This window comes from Arthrobacter sp. UCD-GKA (genome assembly GCF_001863355.1).
Lineage (GTDB): Bacteria > Actinomycetota > Actinomycetes > Actinomycetales > Micrococcaceae > Paeniglutamicibacter.
The window spans coordinates 341,498-363,860 of the sequence record NZ_MOLR01000005.1; the positions used below are offsets into that span (position 1 = coordinate 341,498).

20 protein-coding genes are annotated in these 22,363 nt (G+C 69.9%); 7 read left to right on the forward strand and 13 right to left on the reverse strand.

Going from position 1 to position 22,363, the window contains the following annotated elements; translation table 11 throughout:
• Positions 1–153 precede the first annotated feature (153 nt).
• Positions 154–1,140: an Lrp/AsnC family transcriptional regulator gene (locus BLJ79_RS11080; protein WP_083411212.1), complete on the reverse strand. Its 987-nt coding sequence runs from the start codon at positions 1,138–1,140 to the stop codon at positions 154–156.
• 159 nt (positions 1,141–1,299) lie between these two features.
• Between BLJ79_RS11080 and BLJ79_RS11085 the strand changes: the two genes are divergently transcribed.
• On the forward strand, positions 1,300–2,532 hold the full coding sequence (locus tag BLJ79_RS11085; protein WP_071214788.1) for a M20 metallopeptidase family protein: 1,233 nt from the start codon (positions 1,300–1,302) through the stop codon (positions 2,530–2,532).
• 43 nt (positions 2,533–2,575) lie between these two features.
• Positions 2,576–3,949: an MFS transporter gene (locus BLJ79_RS11090; protein WP_083411213.1), complete on the forward strand. Its 1,374-nt coding sequence runs from the start codon at positions 2,576–2,578 to the stop codon at positions 3,947–3,949.
• Positions 3,950–4,043: 94 nt separating this feature from the next.
• On the opposite strand, the gene BLJ79_RS11095 is transcribed toward BLJ79_RS11090, so the two are convergent.
• The 3 genes from BLJ79_RS11095 to BLJ79_RS11105 all read right to left on the reverse strand — a co-directional run bounded on the left by BLJ79_RS11095 (position 4,044) and on the right by BLJ79_RS11105 (position 6,135).
• Positions 4,044–5,153 carry an oxidoreductase gene (locus tag BLJ79_RS11095; RefSeq protein ID WP_071214789.1) on the reverse strand — a complete coding sequence of 370 codons (1,110 nt, stop codon included), beginning with the start codon at positions 5,151–5,153 and terminating at the stop codon, positions 4,044–4,046.
• 74 nt (positions 5,154–5,227) lie between these two features.
• On the reverse strand, positions 5,228–5,977 hold the full coding sequence (locus BLJ79_RS11100; RefSeq protein ID WP_071214790.1) for a hypothetical protein: 750 nt from the start codon (positions 5,975–5,977) through the stop codon (positions 5,228–5,230).
• Positions 5,977–6,135, reverse strand: coding sequence for a ribbon-helix-helix domain-containing protein (locus BLJ79_RS11105; RefSeq protein ID WP_071214791.1), 159 nt, complete (start codon positions 6,133–6,135; stop codon positions 5,977–5,979). The genes BLJ79_RS11100 and BLJ79_RS11105 overlap by 1 nt, the downstream gene beginning before the upstream one ends.
• 98 nt (positions 6,136–6,233) lie before the next feature.
• Here BLJ79_RS11105 and BLJ79_RS11110 point away from each other — a divergent pair, with 98 nt between their 5' ends.
• Entirely contained in the window at positions 6,234–6,806 is a 573-nt protein-coding gene (locus tag BLJ79_RS11110; RefSeq protein WP_071214792.1) for a YdeI/OmpD-associated family protein, read from the forward strand.
• Here the strand turns inward: BLJ79_RS11110 and BLJ79_RS11115 are convergent.
• Positions 6,803–7,549, reverse strand: a complete 747-nt coding sequence (locus BLJ79_RS11115; RefSeq protein WP_071214793.1) for a glutamine amidotransferase — start codon at positions 7,547–7,549, stop codon at positions 6,803–6,805. The genes BLJ79_RS11110 and BLJ79_RS11115 overlap by 4 nt on opposite strands.
• Positions 7,550–7,694: 145 nt before the next feature.
• Between BLJ79_RS11115 and BLJ79_RS11120 the strand changes: the two genes are divergently transcribed.
• Positions 7,695–8,474 (forward strand): SDR family NAD(P)-dependent oxidoreductase, encoded by a 780-nt coding sequence (locus tag BLJ79_RS11120; protein ID WP_071214794.1) that lies wholly within the window; start codon positions 7,695–7,697, stop codon positions 8,472–8,474.
• A gap of 41 nt (positions 8,475–8,515) precedes the next feature.
• Here the strand turns inward: BLJ79_RS11120 and BLJ79_RS11125 are convergent, their stop codons facing one another.
• Positions 8,516–9,292 carry a DUF1684 domain-containing protein gene (locus BLJ79_RS11125; RefSeq protein ID WP_071214795.1) on the reverse strand — a complete coding sequence of 259 codons (777 nt, stop codon included), beginning with the start codon at positions 9,290–9,292 and terminating at the stop codon, positions 8,516–8,518.
• Between the two features lie 87 nt (positions 9,293–9,379).
• On the opposite strand from BLJ79_RS11125, the gene BLJ79_RS11130 reads away from it, so the two are divergent.
• Positions 9,380–9,688 (forward strand): hypothetical protein, encoded by a 309-nt coding sequence (locus tag BLJ79_RS11130; RefSeq protein ID WP_071214796.1) that lies wholly within the window; start codon positions 9,380–9,382, stop codon positions 9,686–9,688.
• Between the two features lie 16 nt (positions 9,689–9,704).
• Here the strand turns inward: BLJ79_RS11130 and BLJ79_RS11135 are convergent, their stop codons facing one another.
• From BLJ79_RS11135 to BLJ79_RS11160, 6 genes are all read right to left on the reverse strand, one after another.
• Entirely contained in the window at positions 9,705–11,534 is a 1,830-nt protein-coding gene (locus BLJ79_RS11135; protein ID WP_071214797.1) for a TspO-related membrane protein, read from the reverse strand.
• 178 nt (positions 11,535–11,712) lie between these two features.
• Entirely contained in the window at positions 11,713–12,786 is a 1,074-nt protein-coding gene (locus tag BLJ79_RS11140) for a pseudouridine synthase (protein ID WP_286135368.1), read from the reverse strand.
• Positions 12,787–12,850: 64 nt separating this feature from the next.
• Complete coding sequence (locus BLJ79_RS11145) at positions 12,851–13,684, reverse strand: DNA-formamidopyrimidine glycosylase family protein (RefSeq protein ID WP_071214799.1); 834 nt, start codon at positions 13,682–13,684, stop codon at positions 12,851–12,853.
• A gap of 113 nt (positions 13,685–13,797) precedes the next feature.
• Positions 13,798–18,669, reverse strand: a complete 4,872-nt coding sequence (locus BLJ79_RS11150; RefSeq protein WP_071214800.1) for an ATP-dependent helicase — start codon at positions 18,667–18,669, stop codon at positions 13,798–13,800.
• A gap of 56 nt (positions 18,670–18,725) precedes the next feature.
• A complete protein-coding gene (locus tag BLJ79_RS11155; protein WP_139194829.1) occupies positions 18,726–19,202 on the reverse strand; it encodes a hypothetical protein in 477 nt (158 codons plus the stop codon).
• Positions 19,195–19,653, reverse strand: coding sequence for a 23S rRNA (pseudouridine(1915)-N(3))-methyltransferase RlmH (locus BLJ79_RS11160; protein ID WP_175475464.1), 459 nt, complete (start codon positions 19,651–19,653; stop codon positions 19,195–19,197). The genes BLJ79_RS11155 and BLJ79_RS11160 overlap by 8 nt, the downstream gene beginning before the upstream one ends.
• Positions 19,654–19,752: 99 nt before the next feature.
• Here BLJ79_RS11160 and BLJ79_RS11165 point away from each other — a divergent pair, with 99 nt between their 5' ends.
• Together BLJ79_RS11165 and BLJ79_RS11170 are read left to right on the forward strand one after the other, a co-directional pair.
• Positions 19,753–20,457: a phosphatase PAP2 family protein gene (locus BLJ79_RS11165; protein ID WP_071214802.1), complete on the forward strand. Its 705-nt coding sequence runs from the start codon at positions 19,753–19,755 to the stop codon at positions 20,455–20,457.
• A 91-nt stretch (positions 20,458–20,548) separates the two neighbouring features.
• Positions 20,549–21,322, forward strand: coding sequence for an SDR family oxidoreductase (locus BLJ79_RS11170; protein ID WP_071214803.1), 774 nt, complete (start codon positions 20,549–20,551; stop codon positions 21,320–21,322).
• Between the two features lie 136 nt (positions 21,323–21,458).
• Here BLJ79_RS11170 and BLJ79_RS11175 read toward each other — a convergent pair whose 3' ends face one another.
• The gene (locus BLJ79_RS11175) at positions 21,459–22,358 is read right to left on the reverse strand and encodes an NAD(+)/NADH kinase (RefSeq protein WP_071214804.1); all 900 of its coding nucleotides are present in this window, start codon (positions 22,356–22,358) and stop codon (positions 21,459–21,461) included.
• Positions 22,359–22,363: the final 5 nt, after the last annotated feature.

Below are 22,363 nucleotides of genomic sequence, written 5' to 3' on the forward strand. Positions count from 1 at the left end.
CTGCTACCCGGATTCGGAGGCATTGTTGTTTGTGGGGGTGTCCATGGTGACTGCCCCGCCGATGGCGTGTGATGCCGGGCCGCGGGCTTGCCCGGCCCCATGGCCGTGTTCACCGGCGCCGCGGAACGGCACCGGATCCCAACGCGCCGAACCTCAGGTGACGACCTCCCCGGTGGGCCTGCCATCGGGATCGAGCATCCAGCCCATGCGCTTGAACGAGTGCACGCCCACGCATGCCTCGATGATGTCGACCCCGGGCACCGCTTGGGCCAACCGGGCCTCCACATCGGCGATGTCCGCCGCGGTGCGCAGCTGCATCATGAACGTCATGTTCGCTGCCCCCGTGGTGGAGGCGCAGAGCCGCAGCGTTCGCTGTTCGCGCAGGAACGCTGCCACGGCATCCGCGGCGCCGGCCGGGACCTTCGCAAACCACTGGACCGTGAGCGGGTAGCCGGTGTAGTGGCTGGCCAGTTCGCAGCGCAACGTCACCATCCCGGTTTCCAAGGCGGTCTTCAGGGCCCGGCCCGTGGTCGAGGGATGCTGTCCGGTGGCCTGGGCGATCTCCGAGGCGGTGGCCCGGCCGTCGCGCATCAGCACCCGCAGCATGGGCCAGAACGTGTCGGGAATCAGCGTCGGGGCGGCCGAGGGCGGATGGCTCAGGCGCTGCAGCTGCGCCTGCTGTGCGGTGGAAAGCACATCCAGGCGCCACACGTTTCCTGTCGCGTAAAGCTTGGTGCACAGCGAGACCTTGGTGCGCCTGACGCCGCGGGCGGCGCGGATGCGCGGAAGCACCTCCCGGGCCATGCCCAGCCAATCCGCGGCCAGGCAGGTGAGCCGGAAGTCGGCGCTGCTAGTCGCGTCATCCACGGTGAGCACCTCCGAGATGGCGCAGAGGTCCTGCCGAGCCTCCTGAACAAGGGCCGGGTCGGCCACGACCTCGATGAATGCCGTGCAATGTTGTTCCGGGTGGCCGCCCAGGTGCCCCAGCACCCAGGCCATGCGGTCCTCCCGCAGCCGGTTCCAACGCGCCGACAGCGTCGCCGGGTGCCGGCCAAGGATCGTCCCCAGCTCGGCCCAGCTTGCCCGCGGTGCGATCTGCAGCGCGTTCACCAATTGCAGGTCCTCGACCGGCAGCTCCATGGAACCCCTTTTTTCAACCGTGCACATTTTCGCAGTTTGAAGGCCATCCTGCGCAATTATCTTTGAATCTTCATCCATTATCCTTCCCGGGCCCCACTATCGAAAGTGACACAACTCACCACCGGGTGGGCGACGGAATGAAGGAAGGGACCACAGGGCATGAGCACCACCACCGCCATCCTGCAGGACGCACGGGAACTCGCCCCCGAGATCGTCCGCCTGCGCCACGCGCTGCACCGCGAGCCCGAGGTCGGGCTGCAAGTGCCGCGCACCCAGGAACGGGTCCTGCAGTGGCTCGAGCCCCTCGGCTTCGAGATTTCCCTGGGCCAGGACCTCACCTCGGTGGCAGCGGTGCTGCGCGGCGGGGCATCGAACGCCCCCGCCGGCGAGCGCCCCGCGGTGCTGCTGCGGGGGGACATGGACGGGCTGCCGCTGACCGAGAAATCGGGTGTCGAGTTCGCTTCGCAGACCGGGGACACCATGCACGCCTGCGGCCACGACCTGCACACCGCGATGCTGGCCGGCGCGGCCACCCTGCTCGCCGAGCGCCGCGAGTCCCTGCCCGGGGACGTGGTTCTGATGTTCCAGCCCGGCGAGGAAGGCTGGGACGGTGCGGGCCACATGGTCCGCGAAGGCGTGCTGGAGGCCAGCGGCAGGAAGGTCGATGCGGCCTTCGGCCTGCACGTGATGAGCTCAATGGGATCCACCGGTGTCTTCACCGCCAAGCCCGGAACCATGATGAGTGCTTCCGACGGGCTCTTCGTGACGGTGCGCGGCGCCGGCGGGCACGGCTCCGCGCCCTTTGCCGCCAAGGACCCGGTCACCGCGGCCGCGGAAATGGTCACGGCCCTGCAGGTCATGGTCACCCGCCAATTCGACATCTTCGATCCGGTGGTCGTTTCCGTGGGCGTGCTGCGCGCCGGGACGGTGCGCAACATCATCCCCGAAACCGCCTACTTCGAGGCAACCATCCGTTCCTTCAGCAATGCCGCGCACGAGAAGTTGCAGGCCGCGGTCCCCGCGCTGCTTGAGGGGATCGCCCGGGCCCACGGGCTGGAGATCGATGTCGAATACCGCACCGAGTACCCCACCACGATCAACACCGAGGCCGAGACCCGTTTCGCCGCCGATGCGGTGCACGAGCTTTTCGGCACCGGGTCCTTCACCACCATGGCCAGCCCGCTGGCCGGGTCCGAGGATTTCTCCCGGGTGCTCAACGAGGTTCCCGGTGCCTTTGTTTTCCTGTCCGCGCTGGCCCCCGGCGTGGATGCGGACGCGGCGGAGTACAACCACTCCCCGTATGCACGTTTCGATGATTCGGTGTTGGGCCGCGGTACCGCGCTCTACACGCAGCTGGCCACCGCCAAGCTCGCTTCCCTGGCAACACGCTAACCCCCCCCGTTCCCCTCCCACACAGAACCCAGGAAACACTCCCATGAGCATCAAGGAAGAGCTGGCCCCGGCCGGCAGCCCCCAGACCACCGTCCGGCCCCAGCACGCCGCGGCACCGTCCCCGCACGGGACACCGGGCCAGTCCACCTTCAAGACCCTGCTGGGCATCGGCGCGGGCAACGCCGTGGAATGGTTCGACTGGGCCATCTACGCCACGTTCGCCTCCTTCATCTCCGGCCAGCTCTTCTCCAAGGCCGACCCGACCTCCGCGTTCCTGGCGACCATGGCGATCTTCGCCGTCGGCTTCGTGGCCCGCCCCTTCGGCGGGGCCTTCTTCGGCCTGATCGGCGACAAGGTCGGCCGCAAGGCGGCCATGACCATGGCCGTGGGCCTGGCCTCGGTCGGCTCGCTGATCATCGCGGTCACCCCGACCTATGGGAGCATCGGAGCCGGCGCCTCGCTGATCCTGCTGGTGGCCCGCCTGCTGCAGGGCCTGGCGCACGGCGGCGAGATGCCCAGCGCGCAGACCTACCTCGCCGAGGTGGCCCCGGCCCCGAAGCGAGGGTTCTACTCCACGCTGATGTACTTCTCCGGCACCGCGGGCATCGTGGCCGGCACCCTGCTCGGCGCGATCCTGACCGTGACGCTGAGCAAGGAACAGATGGGCGCCTTCGGCTGGCGCATTCCCTTCGCCGTCGGCGCGCTCATGGGCCTGTACACCCTGATCATGCGTTCGCGCCTGAAGGAGACCAAGCAGTTCGAGGAGGAGAAGTCGGCCAAGGCCGCGCACGGCACCCAGGGCCCCTCGGTGGTCTCCCAGATCCTGGCCAACTGGCGCCAGGCGCTGCAGGTCATCGGCCTGACCGTCGGGCTGACCGTGGTCTACTACATCTGGTCCGTCTCGACCCCCGCCTACGCGATCGCCAACATGAAGATGGACCCGGCCACCGCGCTGTGGACCGGAGTCGCCGCGAACCTGGTGTTCATGGCCGTGCTGCCGTTCTGGGGAAAGCTTTCGGACCGCATCGGCCGCCGCCCGGTCCTGCTGATCTCGGCCCTGGGAGCCGCCGTCATGCAGTTCCCGATGTCCTCCCTGGTACGCGGCGAGGCCTGGCAGCTGTTCATCGCGATGTCGGTGATGCTCGTCTTCATCGCGGCCTCCGCCTCGATCGTCCCGGCCGTGTATGCCGAGCTTTTCCCCACCGCAATCCGCACCATCGGCGTGGCCATCCCGTACGCCATCTGCGTGGCGGCCTTCGGCGGCACCGCGGCTTTCCTGCAGGCCGGGTTCAACGCCTGGTTCGGGCACTCCGTCGGCGGAACGGTCTTCGCGATCTACGCCATCGTCCTGCTGCTGATCACGGCGGTAACCGTCTACAAGCTGCCCGAATCGGTGGGCAAGGACCTGCGCGGCTAGGGCCGGCGCAACCGATTTTCGGCACCAACGCGCCAGGGCGCGGGCCATCCGGGACAAACCGGAGGGCCCGCGCCCTGGCGCGTTCCCGGCGCTCCTACCAGTGGGCGCGCCAGTATTGCGGGGCGAAGGGCACCGCGTCGCGGGCCGAGCCCAGTGCGGCGGCGGCAACCGCCGGCCAGTTCGGGTTCTTCAGCGCCGCCCGGCCGATCGAGATCCCGTCGGCGGAACCCGCCACCAGCACCTGCTCGGCCTGCGAGGGATCGTTGATCATGCCCACCGCGGTCACGAAGGCCCCGGGGACCGCCTGCTTCACGGCCGCGGCCAGCGGCACCTGGAAACCCGGGCCGGAGGGCCCGTGGTACTTGCCGATCCCGGCGCTGGAGAGGTCGAAGGCCGTGACGCCCAGCTCGAAGGCCTCGGCGGCAAGGCGCACGGTGTCGGCGATCCGCCACCCGCCCTCGACCCAGTCGTCCCCGGAGAAGCGGATTGCCAGCGGCTTGTGCGCCGGCCAGGCGGCCCGCACCGCGGTGATGACCTCGCGGGCGTAGCGGGTGCGGTTCTGGTAGCTTCCGCCGTACTCGTCGGTGCGGGTGTTGGCCAGCGGGGAAAGGAACTCGTGGACCAGGTACCCGTGGGCGGCGTGGATCTGGGCAACATCGAATCCTGCCGCGTCGGCGCGGGTTGCCGCCTCGGCCCAGTCCCGGACCGAGGCGGCGATCTGCCCGGTGGACATCGCGGTGGCCGGGACCAGCCCGAAGGCGTCCGTGGCCGAGGGGCCGGCGGTTTCCCAGCCGCGGCCGGGCACCGGCAGGTTCCCGGTTTCCCCGGCGGCGATGGGGCCCGGCAGCCAAGGGTGGGTGGAGGCCTTGGCTCCGGCGTGCGCCAGCTGGATGCCTGCGGCCGCGCCCTGGGAATGGATGAAGTCGACGATCGGTGCCCAGGCGCTTCCCTGGGCGTCGTTCCAGATGCCGGTGTCCGCGTCGCTGATCCGGCCCGCGGCGGCCACGGCGGTGGCCTCGGTGAACACCAGCCCGAAGCCGCCGGCGGCCCGGGCGCCGAGGTGCGCCAGGTGCCAGGCGTGCGGCACCCCGTCGTGCTGGGTGACGGAGTACTGGCACATCGGGGCCAGCACCGTGCGGTTGCGCAGGCGAAGGCCGGGGCCCGTCGGGGCGGCCAGGGTGACCGGCGTAAAGAGTTTGCTCATGTCGGGTGCCAACCGGCGTGCCGCCCGGGCTATTCCCCTCGGTGCCCCGGAACCGGTCCCCGGCTTCGGCGGCATCAGTGCCGCGTGTATCCGTACAGGTCCCGCCGGCGTTCGTTGATCCACAACGATCCGCCGTCGGGGTGCTCCACCAGCAGGGTGCGCCCGTAGGTCTCGTCCACCAGCTGCGACTCGAAGCCGGCGGAAGGCAGCTGGCCGGCCAAGGCTTCCAGCTTCCCGGAATATTCGAGGGACAGCTCGACCCGGGGATCCTGGCCGGCGTGTGCCGCGACGAGGCCGCCGTGCTTGGCCCGGTACTGCGCCCAAGCGCCTTCGTGGGAGAAGGTGTCGGGTTTTGCCCCGATGTTGGCCAGGGTTGCCTGGGCACCGGGCACATCGGGGGTGTTCCACAGTGCCAGGACCGCCAGCTGCCCGTCGGCGCCTGCCGTGTCCGGCGGTGTTCCCTCGGTGGCCAGCGGATCCACCGCGAGTGCGGTGAAGGACAGCCCGTCCGGGGCCGTGATCCGCGCCTGTGCCCGGGGGCCGTCGCCGTGGGGTGCCGGCAGCATCGTCACGGGGGTTCCGTCGCCGATGGTCCACTGCGCGAATTTCTCCAGGTCGCGGACCTCGAAGACCAGCTCGGTGTGAAACGTGGCGGAGTCCTGCAGCAGGATGCGGCCCGCATCGGCGGCATAGCAGCGCTGCACGGTGCCGGGCGCGGCAAGGTTGGCCGGCAGCACCGGCATTTCCCGAAGGCCCAGCGCGGTGAGCAGCCGTGCCCACTGCGCTACGTGCGGGGTGTGCAGGGTGGGGCGGACGCGCAGCATCAGTGATCCTCCAGGTAGTGTTCCAGCGCCTTTTCGACAAAGGCCGACAGACTTGCTTCATCGTCGATGGCCGCGTGCTTCACCCGCCGCACCAGGGCGGCGGGCAAATAGACGTTGAACTGGATTTTGGGACTGGATGCGTCCTCGTTCGTTGCCATGCAAGGGATGCTAGCAAGTTAGCAATGATTTGTGAAGGGGCGCCGACGGTGGCGCCTGCGGTGGCGCCAACGCGGCCTGGCGTGGTGGGATTGGTGCCATGGCAATCCTTCTGGAAGAACTCCTGCTCCCCGACGCCGCGGCTTGGCGCCAATGGCTCGCCGAGCACCACGCGGACCACCCCGGGGTCCGCGTGGTGCTGCACAAGAAGGGCGGAACCACCACGAGCCTCACCTACGCCCAGGCGCTGGACGAGGCACTGTGCTTCGGCTGGATCGACGGCCAGCGCAACGGGCGCGACGAGCACAGCTTCACCAACAGGTTCACCCCGCGCACCGCGCGCAGCAAGTGGTCCGCCAGGAACGTGGAACACATCCAGCGGCTGGAGGCCGCCGGCTTGATGGAACCTGCGGGGACCGCCGCGGTCCAGGCGGCCAAGGCCGACGGGAGGTGGGAGGACGCCTATGCGGGGCAGGCCTCGGCGCAGCTTCCGGCCGATTTCCTCGAGGCGGTGTCCGGATCTCCCCGGGCACGGGACATGCTGGCAACCCTCGGTGCCAGTGAGCGCTTCGCCATCTACTACAGGTTGCACACCGTCAAGGGCGTCGAGACCCGGCGCAGGAAGATCGCCGACTACGTGGCCCGGCTCGAGGCCGGGCAGGGGATCGTCTAGCGTTCGGCCCCGTAGCGCTGCACGAAGTTGTGCAGGATCAGTGCGGGCCACTCCACGCGCGAGCCCAGGGCCGCATCGTGCAGGCGCTGGGCCTCGTGCGGCGGGAAGTAGCCGGCATCCCGGTAGATCAGGATGCGCTGGGCCAACCCCATCGGGTCGAGCTCGGGATGGAACTGGGTGGCGTAGAGGTTGGTCTTGACGCGGAACATCTGCACGGGACAGGCCGCCGAGTCCGCCAGCAGGACAGCCGAGGCGGGGAGCACGGAGACAGCTTCCTTGTGGCCCACGAAGGCGTCGAACTCCTGGGGAAGCCCGGCCAGCAACGGATCGATCCGCCCCTCGTGGGTGAGCCGGATCCGCGAGGTGCCCACTGGCTCGCCGTAGTGGGTGTCGATCGTTCCGCCCTGGTGGATTCCCAGCGTGCCGACCCCGTAGCAGGCACCCAGGAACGGGAAGTCCTCGGCCACCAGCACATCGAGCAGCCTGGACAGATCCGCCTCGCAGCGCTTCTGCGTCGCGGATTTCACCGACGGATGGTCCGAGGCATTGAACGGGCTGCCGCCCAGGATGATGCCCGGGCAGTCCCCCAGCCCCAGTTCGTCGACCGGGCCCAGCGGCTCGCGGTCGAGCCGGATGACCCGCAGGGCATCGGCGGCCAGCCCGCTGGCGGCCAGCACCCCGCGCACCTCGTCGGAAGTGGCCAGGTCGTGTTCCCGCGTGGATATCAAGATGAAGCGCCCCATTTGTGCAGTCTACGGCCACTGTGGCGGCCGCAAGGACTGTCGCACCACCCCTTTTGTCCGGGAGCCGGCTCGCCTACGCTGGAGTGAGTTAATGGCCCCTAACCCAATTGGCGGCCGCCGGCAACACTATGGAGGGAATTTCAGCATGCTCATCACCGACTCAGTCGCACTGGTCACCGGAGGCGCCTCGGGCCTCGGGGCCGCCACCGCCCGGGTGCTTTACGACGCCGGGGCCCACGTGCTGCTGGTGGACCTGCCCTCCTCCAACGGCGATGCAGCCGCGGCCGCACTGGGGGAGCGGGCCAGCTTCGTGGCCGCCGATGTCACCGACGAATCCCAGGTCACGGCGGCCATTGCCGCGGCCGGGGAAATGGGGAACCTGCGCATCGTGGTCAACTGCGCCGGGGTCGCCACCCCGGGAAAGGTGCTGGGACGGGAAGGCGTGCTACCGCTGTCCACCTTCGAAAAGGTCATCGCCATCAACCTCACCGGCACCTTCAACGTGGTGCGGCTGGCGGCCGAGGCCATGGCGGCGACCGAGCCGCTCGTGGACCCGGCCACCGGCACGCAAGAACGCGGGGTCATCATCAACACCGCCTCGGTCGCCGCCTTCGACGGGCAGATCGGCCAGCCCGCCTACGCGGCGTCGAAGGGCGCGGTGGCCGCGATGACGCTGCCGCTGGCCCGCGAGCTGGCCCGCCACTTCATCCGGGTCATGACCATCGCCCCGGGCATCTTTGAGACCCCGATGATGGCCTCGCTCTCCGCCGAGGCGCAGGCCTCGCTGGGCGCCCAGGTGCCGCACCCGGCACGCCTGGGCAAACCGGCCGAATACGCGGCCCTGGTGGAACACATTGTGGCCAACCAGATGCTCAACGGCGAAACCATCCGCCTTGACGGCGCCATCCGCATGGGCCCGAAGTAGGAAACACCGCGACCGCTGCCGGGGCCATCGGCCCGGCAGCTCTAGTGCGGCAGCTTTTCCCCGGCGCGCACCGCGATCCCGAGCCGGTTGCCCGGCACCGGGGCGGGGCACACCGCGAAGGGCGAGAAAGCCATGGGATAGTTCAAGGTGCGGTTGAAGTCGATCGTGGCCGAACCGTCGGCACCGGGGGCCGGGACCGTGACAAAGCGCCAGGGCGCGGTCTGCTCCCCGTTGGTCGTGTCCCTGAAGGCCAGGGTCAGCGCGCCGTCGGCGTTCTGCGTCGCGGCCAAGGACGCGGTGTGTCCGGCGAGCGTGAAGGCGACCTCGCCGACCAGCTCTGCCTTCAGCGTGGTGTCGGCCCGGAAGCTGTCGACCGGGACTACCTTCGGGGAGTGGAAGGGCGTGAAGTGCCCGGCCACGACGAAGCGCGCATCGTGGTCGAAGGCCGGAACCCCGGAGAAGGCCTTCAGCCGCGGGTGGGTGCGCTCGCGGGTGCGGATCATGTAGCGTCCGCCGCGCACTCCCAGCTCCACCAGGGTGTCGCCGTGGCGGACGAAGTGCATCGACTCGTCCTCGTGCAGGGACTTTTCCAGGGTTCCGGACACCGGGTCGCCGTCCGGGGTGGTGACCGATTCGGCTGCCGCGAAGCCGGCGCTCGCTCCGGATGCGTCGGCGCTCCAGGTGCCGGGGACCAGGTCCAGGTGGCCGGGATCCGCGGGGATCCATTGGTAGCTGCTCAGCGAGAGCCACCCGAAGGGAGCGGCCAGGCCTTCATTGCGCATCCGGCGCCACTGCGTGAATTCTTCTGCTGCATTCATGGTTTCAGTGTCCCACCTTTGCGACCGGTGGCTTCGGGCCCCGGGGTGCGGCGACGGCACCCGGATCGCGCCGCTAGGCTTGTTTGCATGCCTTCCTATCGCGCGCAATTGAACATCATGGGGCTGCGGCCCGGGCACCTGCCCGAATCGGTCATGGACACCGCGGTGGCCTCGCTGGCAATCGGCCACCACGTGGATGCGAACCAGCTCGACGTCGTGGCTGGGGTCCCGCGCATCACGGTGCGCTACACCGTGGAAGAGGACGGGAACCCGGATGCGCGAGCCGTTTCCTCGGCGGCGGCCATGCGCGCCGCGGTGGAAACCGTGGCGGTGACCGAGAAGCTGGTGGTGCTGCGCCGCACCAAGGGACGCTGGATCGCCCTGCGGCGCCCCTGACCCCGGGCCAGGAAGGTCAGGAAAAGTCCGTGGACTTGCCGCGGGCGGCCCGGTGCTCGGCATGGTGGATCTGGTAGCGCCGGTTCTCGGTGGCCAGCAGGACCACGAACCCGGCCATGCCGGCCAGGATGGCCACCCAGATGGAGTTGCTGGTCCCCAGCACCCGGGGCACCAGGATCCAGAACATGCCCCAGCCAAAGCCGATGGCCAGGATGATGCGCCCGCGTTCGGTCATCGACAGCGACATGGCCGCGTAGCCCGCCGCGGGTACCAGCAGCGTGGCGACCCAGATGCCCACCCCGCCGCCGGCGCCCCAGGACGCCAGCAGGTTGGTAACGGTGGATGCCAGCACGACCAAGCTGAAACCGGTCATCAGGCTGACGGGGGCGTCGGTGAGCATGCGTTCGCGCCGGGTGCGGGCGGTCTTGGCGTTCAGTCCGCGCACCGCGGTGAACAGGAACCAGCAGCTGGCCGCGGCGCACACGAGCGCCGGGAACTGCCAATCGTTCAGGGCGCTGAGCATCCACAGCCCGGAGGCCACGCAGGCCAGCGCAAACGGATAGCCGACCACGCGCTGCCGCACCGCCGAACGTTGCGAGGGAGCCCACGAGTAGGCGGCACCCAAAAGGGCCCAGACGAAGATGACGGGCCACACCAGGTGCGCGGTGGGGGCCAGGGACAGCATCGAGTAATTGGAGCCCAGGGACTCGACTCTGCCGGAGGACAGCGTATCCAAGGCGGTGAGCGACAGGACTGCTGCCGCCAGTGCCGCGGAGCTGCCGGCGATCCTGCGGCGCAGGTCGGTCGGTTCCTCGGCCGGGTTGGGTTCGAATTCGGGCAGGGCGTAGGGGGCCACGTACACCGGTTCGGCGGTGGCCTGCTGGTGGTCGATCGCGGCCTTGGCGCTGGCAACCAGCGCGGCCAGCTGCTCCGGATCCACCTGCGGGGCCGGAACCCAGGCCACCGGGGTCCCCGTGCCGGCAATTGTCACCTCGGCGTCCGGCGCCTGGTCGGCCTCGGGCATTTCGAAGGCCGGAAGCACTTCGGGGGGCGGAGCCATTGGCTTGTTCCGGGCCGCTTCGGCGGCCCGGGCGCGGGCCTCGGCCTGCTCCTGCGCCGCGATCCTTGCCTCGGCGGCCTGGTGTGCTGCGGCTTCCAGCTTGGCCTGGTGGGCCAGGCGCACGGCCTCGCGCTTGGCCGCCTCGGCCTTTGCCTCGGCGCGGGCGACCTCGAGCAACCGGTCTTGTTCCTTGAGTTCGGCGGCCTTGGCCCGTTCAATGCGCCGTTGCTGCCAGCGGGCCTTGAAGGTCCTGGGGGCCGCGTAGATCTTGTCGCCCAGGGCTTCCCAATCGGGTTCGGGCATCGAATCGAGCCAGTTGTTGATTCCGGAGAATCCCCCGGAGACCGTTCGTTCGGGCTGCTCGTCGGCGGCCTTGGCTGCCGGTGCATGCTTGTCGGTCAGGTGGCGCAGCGGGGACTGGGCAGCGGCCGATGCCGCGGGGGAGTTGAGCACCTCGTCGACGGAGCCGGGCTCGGGAACGGTGCGATGGGGAACCGGGTGGGCGATGCGCTCGGAGACCCGGTCGGTGCGGGCAGCCGGTGCGGATTCCCCGGCGGCGCGGACCAGGTCGGTCGGGCCGTGCGGGGCAGTCTTGGGGGCTTCGGCTTGGGGTGCTGAGGGGCTCTTCGCCGGCGTGATGCCGGAGGCGGCGGGATCCTTGCCCGAATCCTTGCCCGGTGCCGGTGCCGGTGCCGGTGCCGGTGCCGGGGCCTTGGCAGGTTGTTCCGGGGCCGTGTTGGGCGGGTTCGTTGACGAGGAGGAGGTCCTGGTATTGGAATTGCTCATGTTCAGTCCCTTCTTCGCGCTGTGCTGCCCGTGGTGCACCGGCCCATCGGATGGCTACCAGCGTACCGAACAACCCCGAGCGGATGCCCGATTCCCACGCCCGCACGCCCGCGTCCGCAGGTGAGTTGCGCCATGAATGCCGCCCCACCGGCGGAAAGCGGTGGCCGTTTGCCTGGTGTCAGGCGGGGGATTCGGCCAGTTCCAGCTTCGAGGTGTAGCTCACCGGCAACCCGGTGATCGGGTCGTTGAAGGAAATGCTGCGGGCCAGCAGTTGCAGCGGGCGCGCGTAGTCGTCGGGGGCCAGATCCAGCAGCGTCGGGTAGAACGGGTCGTTGAGGATCCCCAGGCCCAATGCGGCCAGGTGCACGCGCAGCTGGTGGGTCTTGCCGGAGTGCGGGCGCAGCCTGAACCTGGCCACCTTCGCCCCGGAAAAGTGCCCGGCCGAGGTGCCGGTGCCCAGCAGCTCGACCAGGGATTCGGCGTTGGGCTCGCCCTCCTCGACCAGTGAGCGCAGCTGCCCCTTGATCTTGCTCATCCGGTTCCGGTACACCAGCGGGTCCGCGGCCAGGGCGTCGAGGCGGGCCTCCAATTCGTCCGGGGACAGTAGGTGGTTGCCCGGCCCCGCCGTCCCGTCAATCGCGTTGCCGCTGCGTTCCTCGGCGCTTCCGCCCAGCCCGCCGAGGCCAAGCACCTCGCCGGCCGGGCGTCCCGCCACCGGCTCGAGCGCGGAGACGGCCTCGTAGGTCTTGGAGATCTCGCGGCGTTCGAAGAGCGTCTGGTAAGCCCCGCGCGTGGCCGGGTTGGTGGAGAACAGCAGTATCCCCGCGGTCGCACGGTCCAGACGGTGCATGGGGATCAGCTCCGGGTTGCCGGTCCGGTTGCGCAGCCGCACCAGTGCCGATTCCTGGATGAACCGCCCGCCCGGGGTGGTGGGCAGGAAGTGCGGTTTGTCGATGACCAGCAGGTGCTCGTCGTGGTGAAGGATCGTCTCGGTGAAGGGTATGGGCTCCTCGGCCGGCAGGTTGCGGTAGTACCAAATGAACTCGTGGCCGCCCAGCGGGGTGTGCTCGTCCAGTACGACCCCGTCGAGGCCGACCACCTCGCCGTTGCGGAAGCGCCGGGTGATGCCCGCCGCGTCGACGTGCCCGAAGCGGTGCAACATGTACTCGCACACCGTCGCCCACTGGCCGTGTGAGGGCACACGCAGGCGGGTTGCATTGACGCCGTTGCGTACGGGCAGGGGAGAGATCATGGCCATGCACACCAGTCTTTCACGGGTGCATGGCCTCCTCGGCCGCCGTGGCCCGTTCCCGCGGCTAGCGGGCCCCTTCCCCGGAAGGCACGTAGGATCCCTGGCAGGAGGCGCAGAAAAACACGTCGCGTTCGGCGCTGCGCGTCGATTCGGCCATCGACTCCTTCTGCAGGGCTTCCCCGCAGCGCAGGCAGGCCTGCCCGGCACGGCCGTAGACCCAGTAGGGGTTCATCCCGTCCGCGCCGGTGGTCACCCGCCGGGCGCGGTCCTTGTTGGCGTTCAGCAGCCGGTGGGCCAGATCCACCAGGTGGCCCAGGTCCTCGACCTCGCCCACCGGGGTGCGCGGGTGCACCCGCGCCACGAAGAGTAGCTCGGAGCGGTACACGTTGCCCAGCCCGCAGATCAGCCGCTGGTCAAGCAGCGCCAGCCCGATCGGCCGTTCGGGGGCCGCAAGCAGCCGGCGCACCGCCTCGGCCGGGTCCCAGGAGTGCCCCAGCGGATCGGGGCCCAGGTGCCCGATGACCTCGACCTCGTCGGTGGTGCGCAGCACGTGCAGGAACCCGAGCTCGAAGCCCACCGCGGTGAAGGCCGGGTTGCCCAGCACGGCACGGGCCTTGAACGCCGGGGAGCGCCAGCGCTCGCCGGTGGCGTAGACGTCCCAGTGGCCCTCCATCAGCAGGTGCGAGTGGATGCTCAGCGGCGGGGCGGAAACCCGCGACGGCGGGCGGGTGCGGATCAGCAGATGCTTGCCGCGCGAGACGACGGATTCGACCATCCAATCCACCAGCGACAAGGTCGCGTGGGCGGGCACCCTGAAGTCGCTCAGGCTCAACGCCTTGCCCCCCAGCGCGGCCTCCAATCGACGGGCCGTGCGAAAAACTGTGTCCCCTTCGGGCATCGCCAAAACCACCTAACTCGCTAGACGGGGTTCACCTGCCCAAGTATTCAGGTGACCCTAGTCACCTAGCCTAGCCGGTGCCGGGCAACGGCGGGTGAAAAAGCCCCAAATTACTAGCTCCTAAACCGCAGTCCACTAGGGGTCGAATAGAACCCGGCGCGGCGCAGCGCCGCCCCCAGCGGCGAATCGTTGACGGGGGAGCCGTTGACCTTCTCGATACCCAGCTTCACCGTCCCGGCCCGGCGCAGCACCGCCACCAGTTCCACGGCCACCGCATCGAGCACCGCTGCCTCGGCGCCGGCGGATTCGGTGTCCGGGACCAGGGGGCCGAAGCCCAGCACGGTCTTGCCGCCGCGTTCCACATACAGGGCCAAGGCCCCGTCCAGCAGCACCACCAGGGCCCCGGCCTTGCGCCCGGGACGGTGCCCGCCGGCGGACTCGGGCCAGCCCAGCGCCGCCCCGTAGGGGTTGGCCGGGTCGGTGGCCGCCAGCCCCAGGGCTGTGGGCAACTGCCCGTGCCCGGGCTCCCGCACCAGGGTGCGCAGCCGGTCGATGGTTGCGGAGGTGGAGAACTGGGCGGCGCCCAGCCGCTCGACGAAGTAGCCGCGGCGGGTGTGCCCGGCCTCCTCGAGCCTCCCGAGCACCCGGTAGAGCTGCCCGAAGCCGCCGGGCACCGCTTCGGCGGCGACCGAGCCGCGGGTCACCACCCCGTAGCGCTCCAGCAGGAACTCCGCGGCGGCGTGCGCCCGGATGGTGGGGTCGTTCAGCGGTGCCGGCAGCGCCGCCCAGCGCCCGGTGGCCGCCTCCGGTGCCGGTCGCCGTCCCGTCAGCTCGACGGGGGCCCCGGGGCTCGAAGCGCGCAGCATGGCCATGCGCCCCAGCCGGGCGGTGCGCGCCCGCGGGGCCGGCGCGGGGAGGCGGTGCGCGCTCTTGCCGCCGGTGACCAGCTGGCGGATCGGTGCCAGGGTGTCGGGGGAGACGGCCGAGGCCCAGAACAGTTCCCACAGGGCCTCGAGCACCGCGCCGCCCGTGGGCTCCGGACCCGGTTCGCCCGGCTCGCGGGCCAGCAGCCCGGCCAGCTGCGGCACGAAGTGGGCGCCGGAGGAGCCCAGCAGCCCATGCAGCCGGGAAGCCAGCGGGCCCAGCGCGGAGGTGTCCGGAAACGGCAGGCTCAACGGCGCGTTTTCGGCCGTGTGCAGGGCGATCCACCCGTCGGTCCCGGCCAGCGCCCCGGCCCCGGAGACCAGGACCTCCCCGGCGCTCATGAGCTCGTCGAGCATCCATGGCTGGTAGTCCCGCACGCGGGCCGGCAGCACGTAGGACTCCAGCGCGGAGGCCGGGACCGGCACCCCGGCCAGCTGCTCGACCACGGCCAGCACCCCGTCGATGCCGCGCAGCCCCGCACCGATGCCCTGCCAGCCGGGCAGGAAGCGGGCGAAGGTCTGTTGGTCCACGGGCTCGACCTCGGCGCGCAGGGCGGCCAGCGACCTGGTGCGGATCATCCGCAGGACACCGGCATCGCAATACTCGGTGGCATTGACCCCGGTCGCCGGGAGCCCGGTGAGCATTTCGGCGGGCCGGAACGCCCCGGCCATGACCCGCGAATCGGCCACCAGGCGTTCCAGCACGGACACGACGACCGCGACGCCCAGGCCCAGCGCGGCCGCGACGTCCCCGGCCGTGAAGGGACCGTGGGTGCGGGCAAAACGGGAGACCAAATCCCCCACCGGGTCGGCGACCGGTTCGATGAAGGCCAGCGGCACCCCGTGCGGCAGCGGCACCCCGAGCCCGTCGCGCAGCCGCGGGGCATCCTCGATCGCCGCGAACAGCTCCCTGCCGCCCAGGCGCACGGCGAGCGCGCGGTTGGCGTGCACCAGCGCGGCCAGGTGCCCGGCCGCGGACCGAAGGGCATCGGCCTCGGTGGCATCCTCGGATTCGGGGAGCAGCCTGGCCGCCACGGCCTCGGCATCCAGCGGGCCGAGCATCCGCAGCAGATCGGCGGTGCCTTCCAAGCCGGCCAGTCTGCGGTCCTTGGACAGGCGCTGCAGCTGGTCCTGCGTGCGGGCGATGACCTGGGCGTCGAGCAGTTCGCGCAGCTCGGTGCGGCCCAGCAACTCGTTGAGCAGCGCCGGGTCCAGGGACAGGGCCGCGGCGCGGCGTTCGGCCAGCGGCGAGTCGCCCTCGTAGAGGAACTGGGCGACATAGCCGAAGAGCAGCGACTGGGCGAAGGGGGAGGGCGTGCGGGTGGCGACCTCGCGCACCGCGATGGCCCGGGAGGTGATGCCGCCCAGCAGGGACTTGAGTGCGGGCAGGTCGTAGACGTCGTTGAGGCATTCGCGCACGGTTTCCAGGATGATCGGGAAGTCCGGGTACTTCCGTGCCACGTCCAGCAGCTGCTTGCTGCGTTGGCGCTGCTGCCACAGCGGGGTGCGCTTGGACGGGTCGGTGCGTGGCAGCAGCAGGGCCCGGGCCGCGCATTCGCGGAAGCGCGAGGCAAAGAGGGCCGAGTTGCCCACCTGCGCGGTGACCAGGTCCTCGATCTCCTCGGGCTCGAAGGCGAACAGCTCGGCCCCGGGAGGTTCGTCGTCCATGGCCGGGACGCGCAGCACGATCCCGTCGTCCGCGGCCATGGACGAGCCGTCCAGTCCGTAGCGCTCGTGCAGCCGTGCGCCGACGGCCAGCGCCCAGGGCGCGTGGACCGGCAGCCCGAAGGGCGAATGCAGGATGACCCGCCAGTCCCCGAGCTCGTCCACGAAGCGCTCGATGAGCAGGGTCTTGTCGCTGGGCACCACGGAGGTCGCCTGCTGTTGCGCGCCGAGGTAGTTGCGCAGGTTCCCCGCGGCGAAGGCATCCAGGCCGATGTCCTCCAGCTCGGCGCGGGCGGCCTCCTCGGTGGCGTTGGCCAGCCGGGCGGTGAAGGCGCCCAGCGCGGCGCCGAGTTCCACGGGCCGGCCCTGGGTGTCGCCCTTCCAGAAGGGCAGCTTGCCCGGCTGTCCGAAGGCGGGGGAGACCAGCACCCGGTCATGGGTGATGTCCTCGATCTTCCAGCTGGTGGCCCCCAGCGCAAACACGTCCCCGACCCGGGATTCGTAGACCATTTCCTCGTCGAGCTCGCCGACCCGGCGCCCGCCCTTGGCCCCGGAATCCTCCGCCCCGGCCAGGTACACGCCGAAGAGCCCGCGGTCCGGGATCGTCCCGCCGCTGATCACGGCCAGGCGTTGGGCGCCGGGCCGTCCGGTGAGCACCCCCGCATCGCGGTCCCAGACCAGGCGGGGGCGCAGCTGGGCGAACTCGTCCGAGGGGTACTTGCCGGCAAGCATCTCCAGGGTCGCGGTGAACGCGGCGCGCGGCAGCGTGGCGTAGGGGGCCGAGCGCCGCACGGTCTCGAACCAGGCCTCGACGCCCAGGTCCTGCAGCGCGCAGGCGGCCAGGGTTTGCTGCGCGAGGACATCCAGCGGGTTGGCCGGGATGTGCAGCTTCTCGATCTTCCCCTCGCGCATCCGCGAGACGGTCAGCGCGGTGGAGAGCAGGTCGGCCCGGTGCTTGGGGAAGAAGGTGCCGGTGGAGGTTTCCCCGACCTGGTGCCCGGCCCGGCCCACGCGCTGCAGGCCCGAGGCCACCGAGGGCGGGGACTCGACCTGGATCACCAGGTCGACCAGGCCCATGTCGATGCCCAGCTCCAGGGAGCTGGTGGCCACCACGGCGCGCAGCACCCCGGTCTTGAGGTCGTCCTCGATGTTGGCCCGGGTCTCCTTGGACACCGAACCGTGGTGGGCGCGGGCCAGCGGCACCACGGCCCCGTCCCCGGGATCGGGGGTGCTGGTGGCGGTGGTCCCGGCCTGCGCCATCATCGCCGCGGGCATCCCGGTTCCCGGCTGCACCCGGGCCACGGGCGTCCCGGCCGTCATCTCGGCGCCGGTGGAGCCGATCCCGTTGGGGGCGAAGCCTGCCCCGGCGACGGTCCCGGTGAGGCGGGTTTCGTGGATCTCGTTGAGCCGCCCGGTCAGCCGCTCGGCCAGCCGGCGGGAGTTGGCAAAGACGATGGTGGAGCGGTTCGCCTCGATCAAGTCGACGATCTGTTCCTCGACGTGCGGCCAGATGCTGGCCTGCGGGGCCAGCCCGGAACCCGGGCCCAGGTCGTGGGCGGCGGCTGCGGCGGGCAGGTCGGTCATGTCCTCGACGGGCACCCGGACGCTCAGTTCCCAGGTCTTGGTGATCGGCGGGGCGATGATGCTCACCGGGGCGGTGCCGCCCAGGAAGCGGGCCACCTCGTCGCGCGGCTCGACGGTGGCCGAGAGCCCGATGCGCTGGGCCGGGGAGGGAAGCAGGTTATCGAGGCGTTCCAGGGACAGCGCCAGGTGGGCGCCGCGCTTGGTCCCGGCCACCGCGTGCACCTCGTCGATGATCACGGTGTGCACGCCCACCAGGGACTCGCGGGCCCGGGAGGTGAGCATCAGGTAGAGCGATTCGGGGGTGGTGATCAGGATGTCCGGCGGGTTGGTCACCAGCTTGCGGCGCTCGTTCGCCGGGGTGTCCCCGGAGCGCACGCCCACCGAGACCTGCGGGACCGCCAGGCCCAGGTGCGCGGCGGTGGCCTTGATGCCCACCAGCGGGGCGCGCAGGTTCCGTTCCACGTCCACGCCCAGGGCCTTGAGCGGGGAAATGTAGAGCACCTTGGTGCCACCGGATTTGCCGGCCGTCTTCTTGTCCTTGGCCCCGGGAGAACCCGTGGTTTCCAGGCCCGGGAGCGCCGGGTCCAGGATCTCGGTGGCGGTGCGGGCAAAGGAGTCCAGTGCCCCGAGGAATGCCGAGAGCGTTTTGCCGGAACCGGTGGGTGCAACGACCAGGGCGTGTTGGCCGGTGGAAATCGCGTCCCAGGCCCCGATCTGGGCGGGGGTCGGCGCGGCGAAGGCTCCCTCGAACCAGGCCCGCGTCGCGGGGGTGAACCGCTCAAGGACGTGCGCCGCATCAACATTCTTAGCCATCGATCCCAGCCTAAACGCTCGAAGCGTCAATTCGGGTTCGGCCGCGGGAACCACCGTCAGGCGGCACCGAGGCGGCGGGCGGCGCGCACGGTGTGCCTGAGGCCCAGCCCCACCAGGAAGATCAGCAAGGCGGCGCCCGCGAGCGCGGGTACGCCCATCGATAGCCGCAGCGGTCCCGAGTCCGGGAACACGTCGTGCAACAGCAGGGTCCAGATCAAGGCGGGGATGATCCCGGAGGCCAACGACAGCAGCGACATCAGGGCGATGGCCGTTCGCGACCCCGTCGTGAAGCCAACCAGCACCGCCAGGGCCGCGCAGATGAACCATGGCGCCAACGGAAATGCCAGCGCCAACCACAGCCCTTCCTCATCCAGTTCCCACCATGGTGACCCGGCCATGGACGGGTCCACCACGCAGATCACCAGGAGCATGGAAGCCGCACAGACCACCGGCACATACCGCCACATTCGATTCACCACCGGCTGCGGGTTCTTCCTGGCGGGCCGAGTGGTGCCGTATGGCGCGTCAGACATGGTGGTACTTCCCGCCTCCGGAGATTTCCTGGGCGCGGTAGAGCTGCTCGGTGAGGATCAGCCGCACCAGTTGGTGCGGGAAGACCAGCTTGGACAAGCTCCAGGTGAAATCCGCCCGTTCGTGCACCGAGGCGTCGACCCCGTAGGCCCCGCCGATCACCACGGTGATGTTCCGCGAGGTGTCGAAGGGCCGCTGCAGGGTCTTGGCCAGGGCGGGGGAGTCGATGTTCTTGCCGCGCTCATCCAGCAGCACCAGGAAATCCCTCGCCTCGACCTTGGCCAGGATCCGCTCGGATTCCTCGGTGCGGGCCGCATCCCCCTCGCGCGAGGAATGCGGAAGCAGCTGCCATTTGAGGTCGAAGGGCTTCTTCATGCGCTTTTCGTAGCGGTCAATGCCCTCGGCCACCCAGGATTCGTGTTTCTTGCCGATGGCCAGCACGCGGATTGTCATGCCTCCATCTTCCCGCATTGCGGCACGACCCTCGGGCATGCGCGAAGGCCGGGTGCCCCCATCGCACCATGCCAAGGTGCGAACGCTAGGCTGGCATACATGAATTCACCGCGCCGTTCCGGCAAGAGCGGGCAACGTGCCGGTTCGATCCTGGTCTTTGTTCTTGCCATAGTGTTGGGCCTTTTCGCCGTGGCACGCCGACTGTGGGTGTCGGTGCGGGTCGGCGGGGTCCCCGATGCCTGGGACATCCCGGTGCTCGACTGGATGGCGGGCCACCGGAGCCCGGCCGCGACGGCTGTCGCCTGGTTCTTCACCATTGCGGGGAACACCCTGGGCATGACCATCATGTTGCTGTGCGTCATCGCCCTGTTCTCCTGGCGCACCAGAAGCGCGTGGCCCGGGGCCTTGATCGCGGTGACGGCCGCAGGCTCGGTGGCGCTGACGATCGTCCTGAAGAGCACACTGGGCCGGGCCCGGCCGTCGTTGGCCGATRCCTTGGTGCCGATTCCGGCGTCCTTTTCCTTCCCCAGCGGGCACACGCTCAATGCCGTCGCGATCCTGTCGGTCGTTGGCTACCTGGCGTATCTGATCCTGCGGACGCGGCTTGCCCGCATCCTGGCCCTGTGTGCGCTGGGATGCTTTGTCCTCGGGGTGGGGTGGAGCCGGATCTACCTGGGGCACCACTGGCTCAGCGACGTGGCCGGCGGGCTGCTCATCGGCGGCTGCTGGGCCACGGTGGTGATCGTGCTGCACCACTTCGTGGTTCTCAAGAACCGGCGTTGGCACAGGTGGCTGCACGTTTAGGTGCTTCCTGAAGGACACGAAACCGGGCTGGGGCGGGCAATGCCGACCGATCCCCTCGAACCAACCCGCGTTCAGGCGTACGCTGAATTGCATGAAGGTGATCGTTCTCGGCGGCAACGGAAACTTGGGCAAGCGGGTCGTGCACCTGTTGCAGGAAGCCGGACATGAGGCGGTGGCGGCCGGCCGGGGAACGGGGGTCGATGCCTACACGGGATTTGGCCTGGCGGCGGCGATGCGCGGTGCCGACGCGGTGGTGGACTGCCTGAACGTGCTCACCACGAAGGCTGCCACGGCCATTGATTTCTATGAAACCACGGCCAGGAACATCATCCGCACCGCCGAGGAGGAACACGTCAAGCACCTGGTGTGTGTCTCGATCATCAATGCCCGCAAGCCCGAGGTCAACAAGCACATGGGCTACTACCGCGGCAAGGCGGCGCAGGAGGCGCGCTACCAAAATGCGAAGGTGCCCACGACGATCGTGCGGTCCACCCAATGGTTCGAGCTGGCCGAAACCTTGATCGAGCAACTCACGATCGGCCCGGTGGCGGTGGTGCCGCACATGGACAGCCAACCTGTGGCCGCCGATGCCGTGGCCAGGTTGGTGCTCTCGGCGGTCGAAGCGCGAAGGAACGCCCCGGCCGGACTCGAACTTGCCGGGCCCGAGCCGCGGAACATGGCGAGCCTGGCACGCCTGGTTGCCAAGAACAATGCCGCATCCCGCAATGGCGGCCCGCACGCCAAGGTCATCGGCATCCCGGTGCCGGGAGTGAAGGTGATGAACGGCGGGCTGCTGCCGTCGGCAGCGGTTCCCCGGGATTCCACGACCTTCGAGCAATGGCTGGCCGGGGGCCGCAAGGCCTGAAACCGGAACGTGCGCCGGTCGTAGACGACCCAGCCGCGCGGCCGACCGGAGGCCCACCAAAGGTTCCGCCCCGTGGAGGCATATGCCGTCCCCGGCACTGGCTTTGTCGAGGTTCCCGTAGCCTCAGGCGACGGCGCTATGCCAGCCGAAGGGGCCGGTCGCTGAGTTCAATGCTGATTTCCTGGCCCCACGAGGCGGTGAGCAGGTCCTGCTCCATGCCGTCGCCAAACACCACCAGTTGGTCCGAGGCCACGGTGAGGCGCAGCGGTTCGCCCGCCTCCAGCACGCCGTCGGTCAGGGACCTGCCGGTCACGGGGGAGGGCCACGCCTCGCGGACAAACCATGCCAGGGCCGGGTCCGTCGGGGCCGGCAGGGTTCGTCCCCCGCGGTCCTGCGCGATGGAGGCGCACCACCCGGTGGCGCCCGTCCCGGTGGAAACGATGAGGCCGGACGACGACTGCGACTCGCTCCGGCCGTCGGGCGTCGTCAGCCGGTAGCGGGCCGACTGGTGGGTCCGGTGCCCGATGAAAATCTCGTTGAGCCCCGACAGCTCCTGACCGTCGTCGAGCCTTGCTCTCACCATGGATAGCTCCCGGCAGGGCAAGGATGCCTGTCGTTGGTTGGCCTGGGCGAGGCCCAGCAGCATCCGTGCGGCATCCGCGGCTGTGTGCCGGACGAGTATGCCCGGGTTCATTCCCGGTTCCGGGTCGATCCCGATGACGGGCTGGCCGGCGAGGTACTTGGCCGCATTGGCCACGAGTCCGTCCTGGCCCACCACGGCGATGATGTCCTCGGGCGTGAACATGAACCTGTTCAGGTCATTCCGTTCCACCTCGGCGAGGCGCCAGTCGGGCGGGACCGTGGCGCGGATGGTCGCCAGGGCCGTGCCGAGCAGCTCATGGCGCTCCTGGACGGCGGCAAGGGTTCGGCCGCGGACCCGGAGGAAGAATTCGGCCTGGCCGAGGGTGGCGTGCCGGTCCAGCAATTCGGCCAGCTCGGTGCGGCGATGGACGATGACGAGGCGAGGTGTTGCCACGGCCG

What these genes read in the sequence shown, in the direction of transcription:
- BLJ79_RS11105 (WP_071214791.1), bottom strand. Translation starts at nt 6,135, where the DNA reads ATGGCAACGAACGAGGACGCATCCAGTCCCAAAATCCAGTTCAACGTC.
- BLJ79_RS11110 (WP_071214792.1), top strand. Translation starts at nt 6,234, where the DNA reads ATGGCAATCCTTCTGGAAGAACTCCTGCTCCCCGACGCCGCGGCTTGG.
- BLJ79_RS11095 (WP_071214789.1), bottom strand. Translation starts at nt 5,153, where the DNA reads ATGAGCAAACTCTTTACGCCGGTCACCCTGGCCGCCCCGACGGGCCCC.
- BLJ79_RS11170 (WP_071214803.1), top strand. Translation starts at nt 20,549, where the DNA reads ATGAAGGTGATCGTTCTCGGCGGCAACGGAAACTTGGGCAAGCGGGTC.
- BLJ79_RS11145 (WP_071214799.1), bottom strand. Translation starts at nt 13,684, where the DNA reads ATGCCCGAAGGGGACACAGTTTTTCGCACGGCCCGTCGATTGGAGGCC.
- BLJ79_RS11100 (WP_071214790.1), bottom strand. Translation starts at nt 5,977, where the DNA reads ATGCTGCGCGTCCGCCCCACCCTGCACACCCCGCACGTAGCGCAGTGG.
- BLJ79_RS11085 (WP_071214788.1), top strand. Translation starts at nt 1,300, where the DNA reads ATGAGCACCACCACCGCCATCCTGCAGGACGCACGGGAACTCGCCCCC.
- BLJ79_RS11140 (WP_286135368.1), bottom strand. Translation starts at nt 12,786, where the DNA reads ATGATCTCTCCCCTGCCCGTACGCAACGGCGTCAATGCAACCCGCCTG.
- BLJ79_RS11125 (WP_071214795.1), bottom strand. Translation starts at nt 9,292, where the DNA reads ATGAATGCAGCAGAAGAATTCACGCAGTGGCGCCGGATGCGCAATGAA.
- BLJ79_RS11115 (WP_071214793.1), bottom strand. Translation starts at nt 7,549, where the DNA reads ATGGGGCGCTTCATCTTGATATCCACGCGGGAACACGACCTGGCCACT.
- BLJ79_RS11130 (WP_071214796.1), top strand. Translation starts at nt 9,380, where the DNA reads ATGCCTTCCTATCGCGCGCAATTGAACATCATGGGGCTGCGGCCCGGG.
- BLJ79_RS11090 (WP_083411213.1), top strand. Translation starts at nt 2,576, where the DNA reads ATGAGCATCAAGGAAGAGCTGGCCCCGGCCGGCAGCCCCCAGACCACC.
- BLJ79_RS11155 (WP_139194829.1), bottom strand. Translation starts at nt 19,202, where the DNA reads ATGTCTGACGCGCCATACGGCACCACTCGGCCCGCCAGGAAGAACCCG.
- BLJ79_RS11150 (WP_071214800.1), bottom strand. Translation starts at nt 18,669, where the DNA reads ATGGCTAAGAATGTTGATGCGGCGCACGTCCTTGAGCGGTTCACCCCC.
- BLJ79_RS11135 (WP_071214797.1), bottom strand. Translation starts at nt 11,534, where the DNA reads ATGAGCAATTCCAATACCAGGACCTCCTCCTCGTCAACGAACCCGCCC.
- BLJ79_RS11120 (WP_071214794.1), top strand. Translation starts at nt 7,695, where the DNA reads ATGCTCATCACCGACTCAGTCGCACTGGTCACCGGAGGCGCCTCGGGC.
- BLJ79_RS11080 (WP_083411212.1), bottom strand. Translation starts at nt 1,140, where the DNA reads ATGGAGCTGCCGGTCGAGGACCTGCAATTGGTGAACGCGCTGCAGATC.
- BLJ79_RS11160 (WP_175475464.1), bottom strand. Translation starts at nt 19,653, where the DNA reads ATGACAATCCGCGTGCTGGCCATCGGCAAGAAACACGAATCCTGGGTG.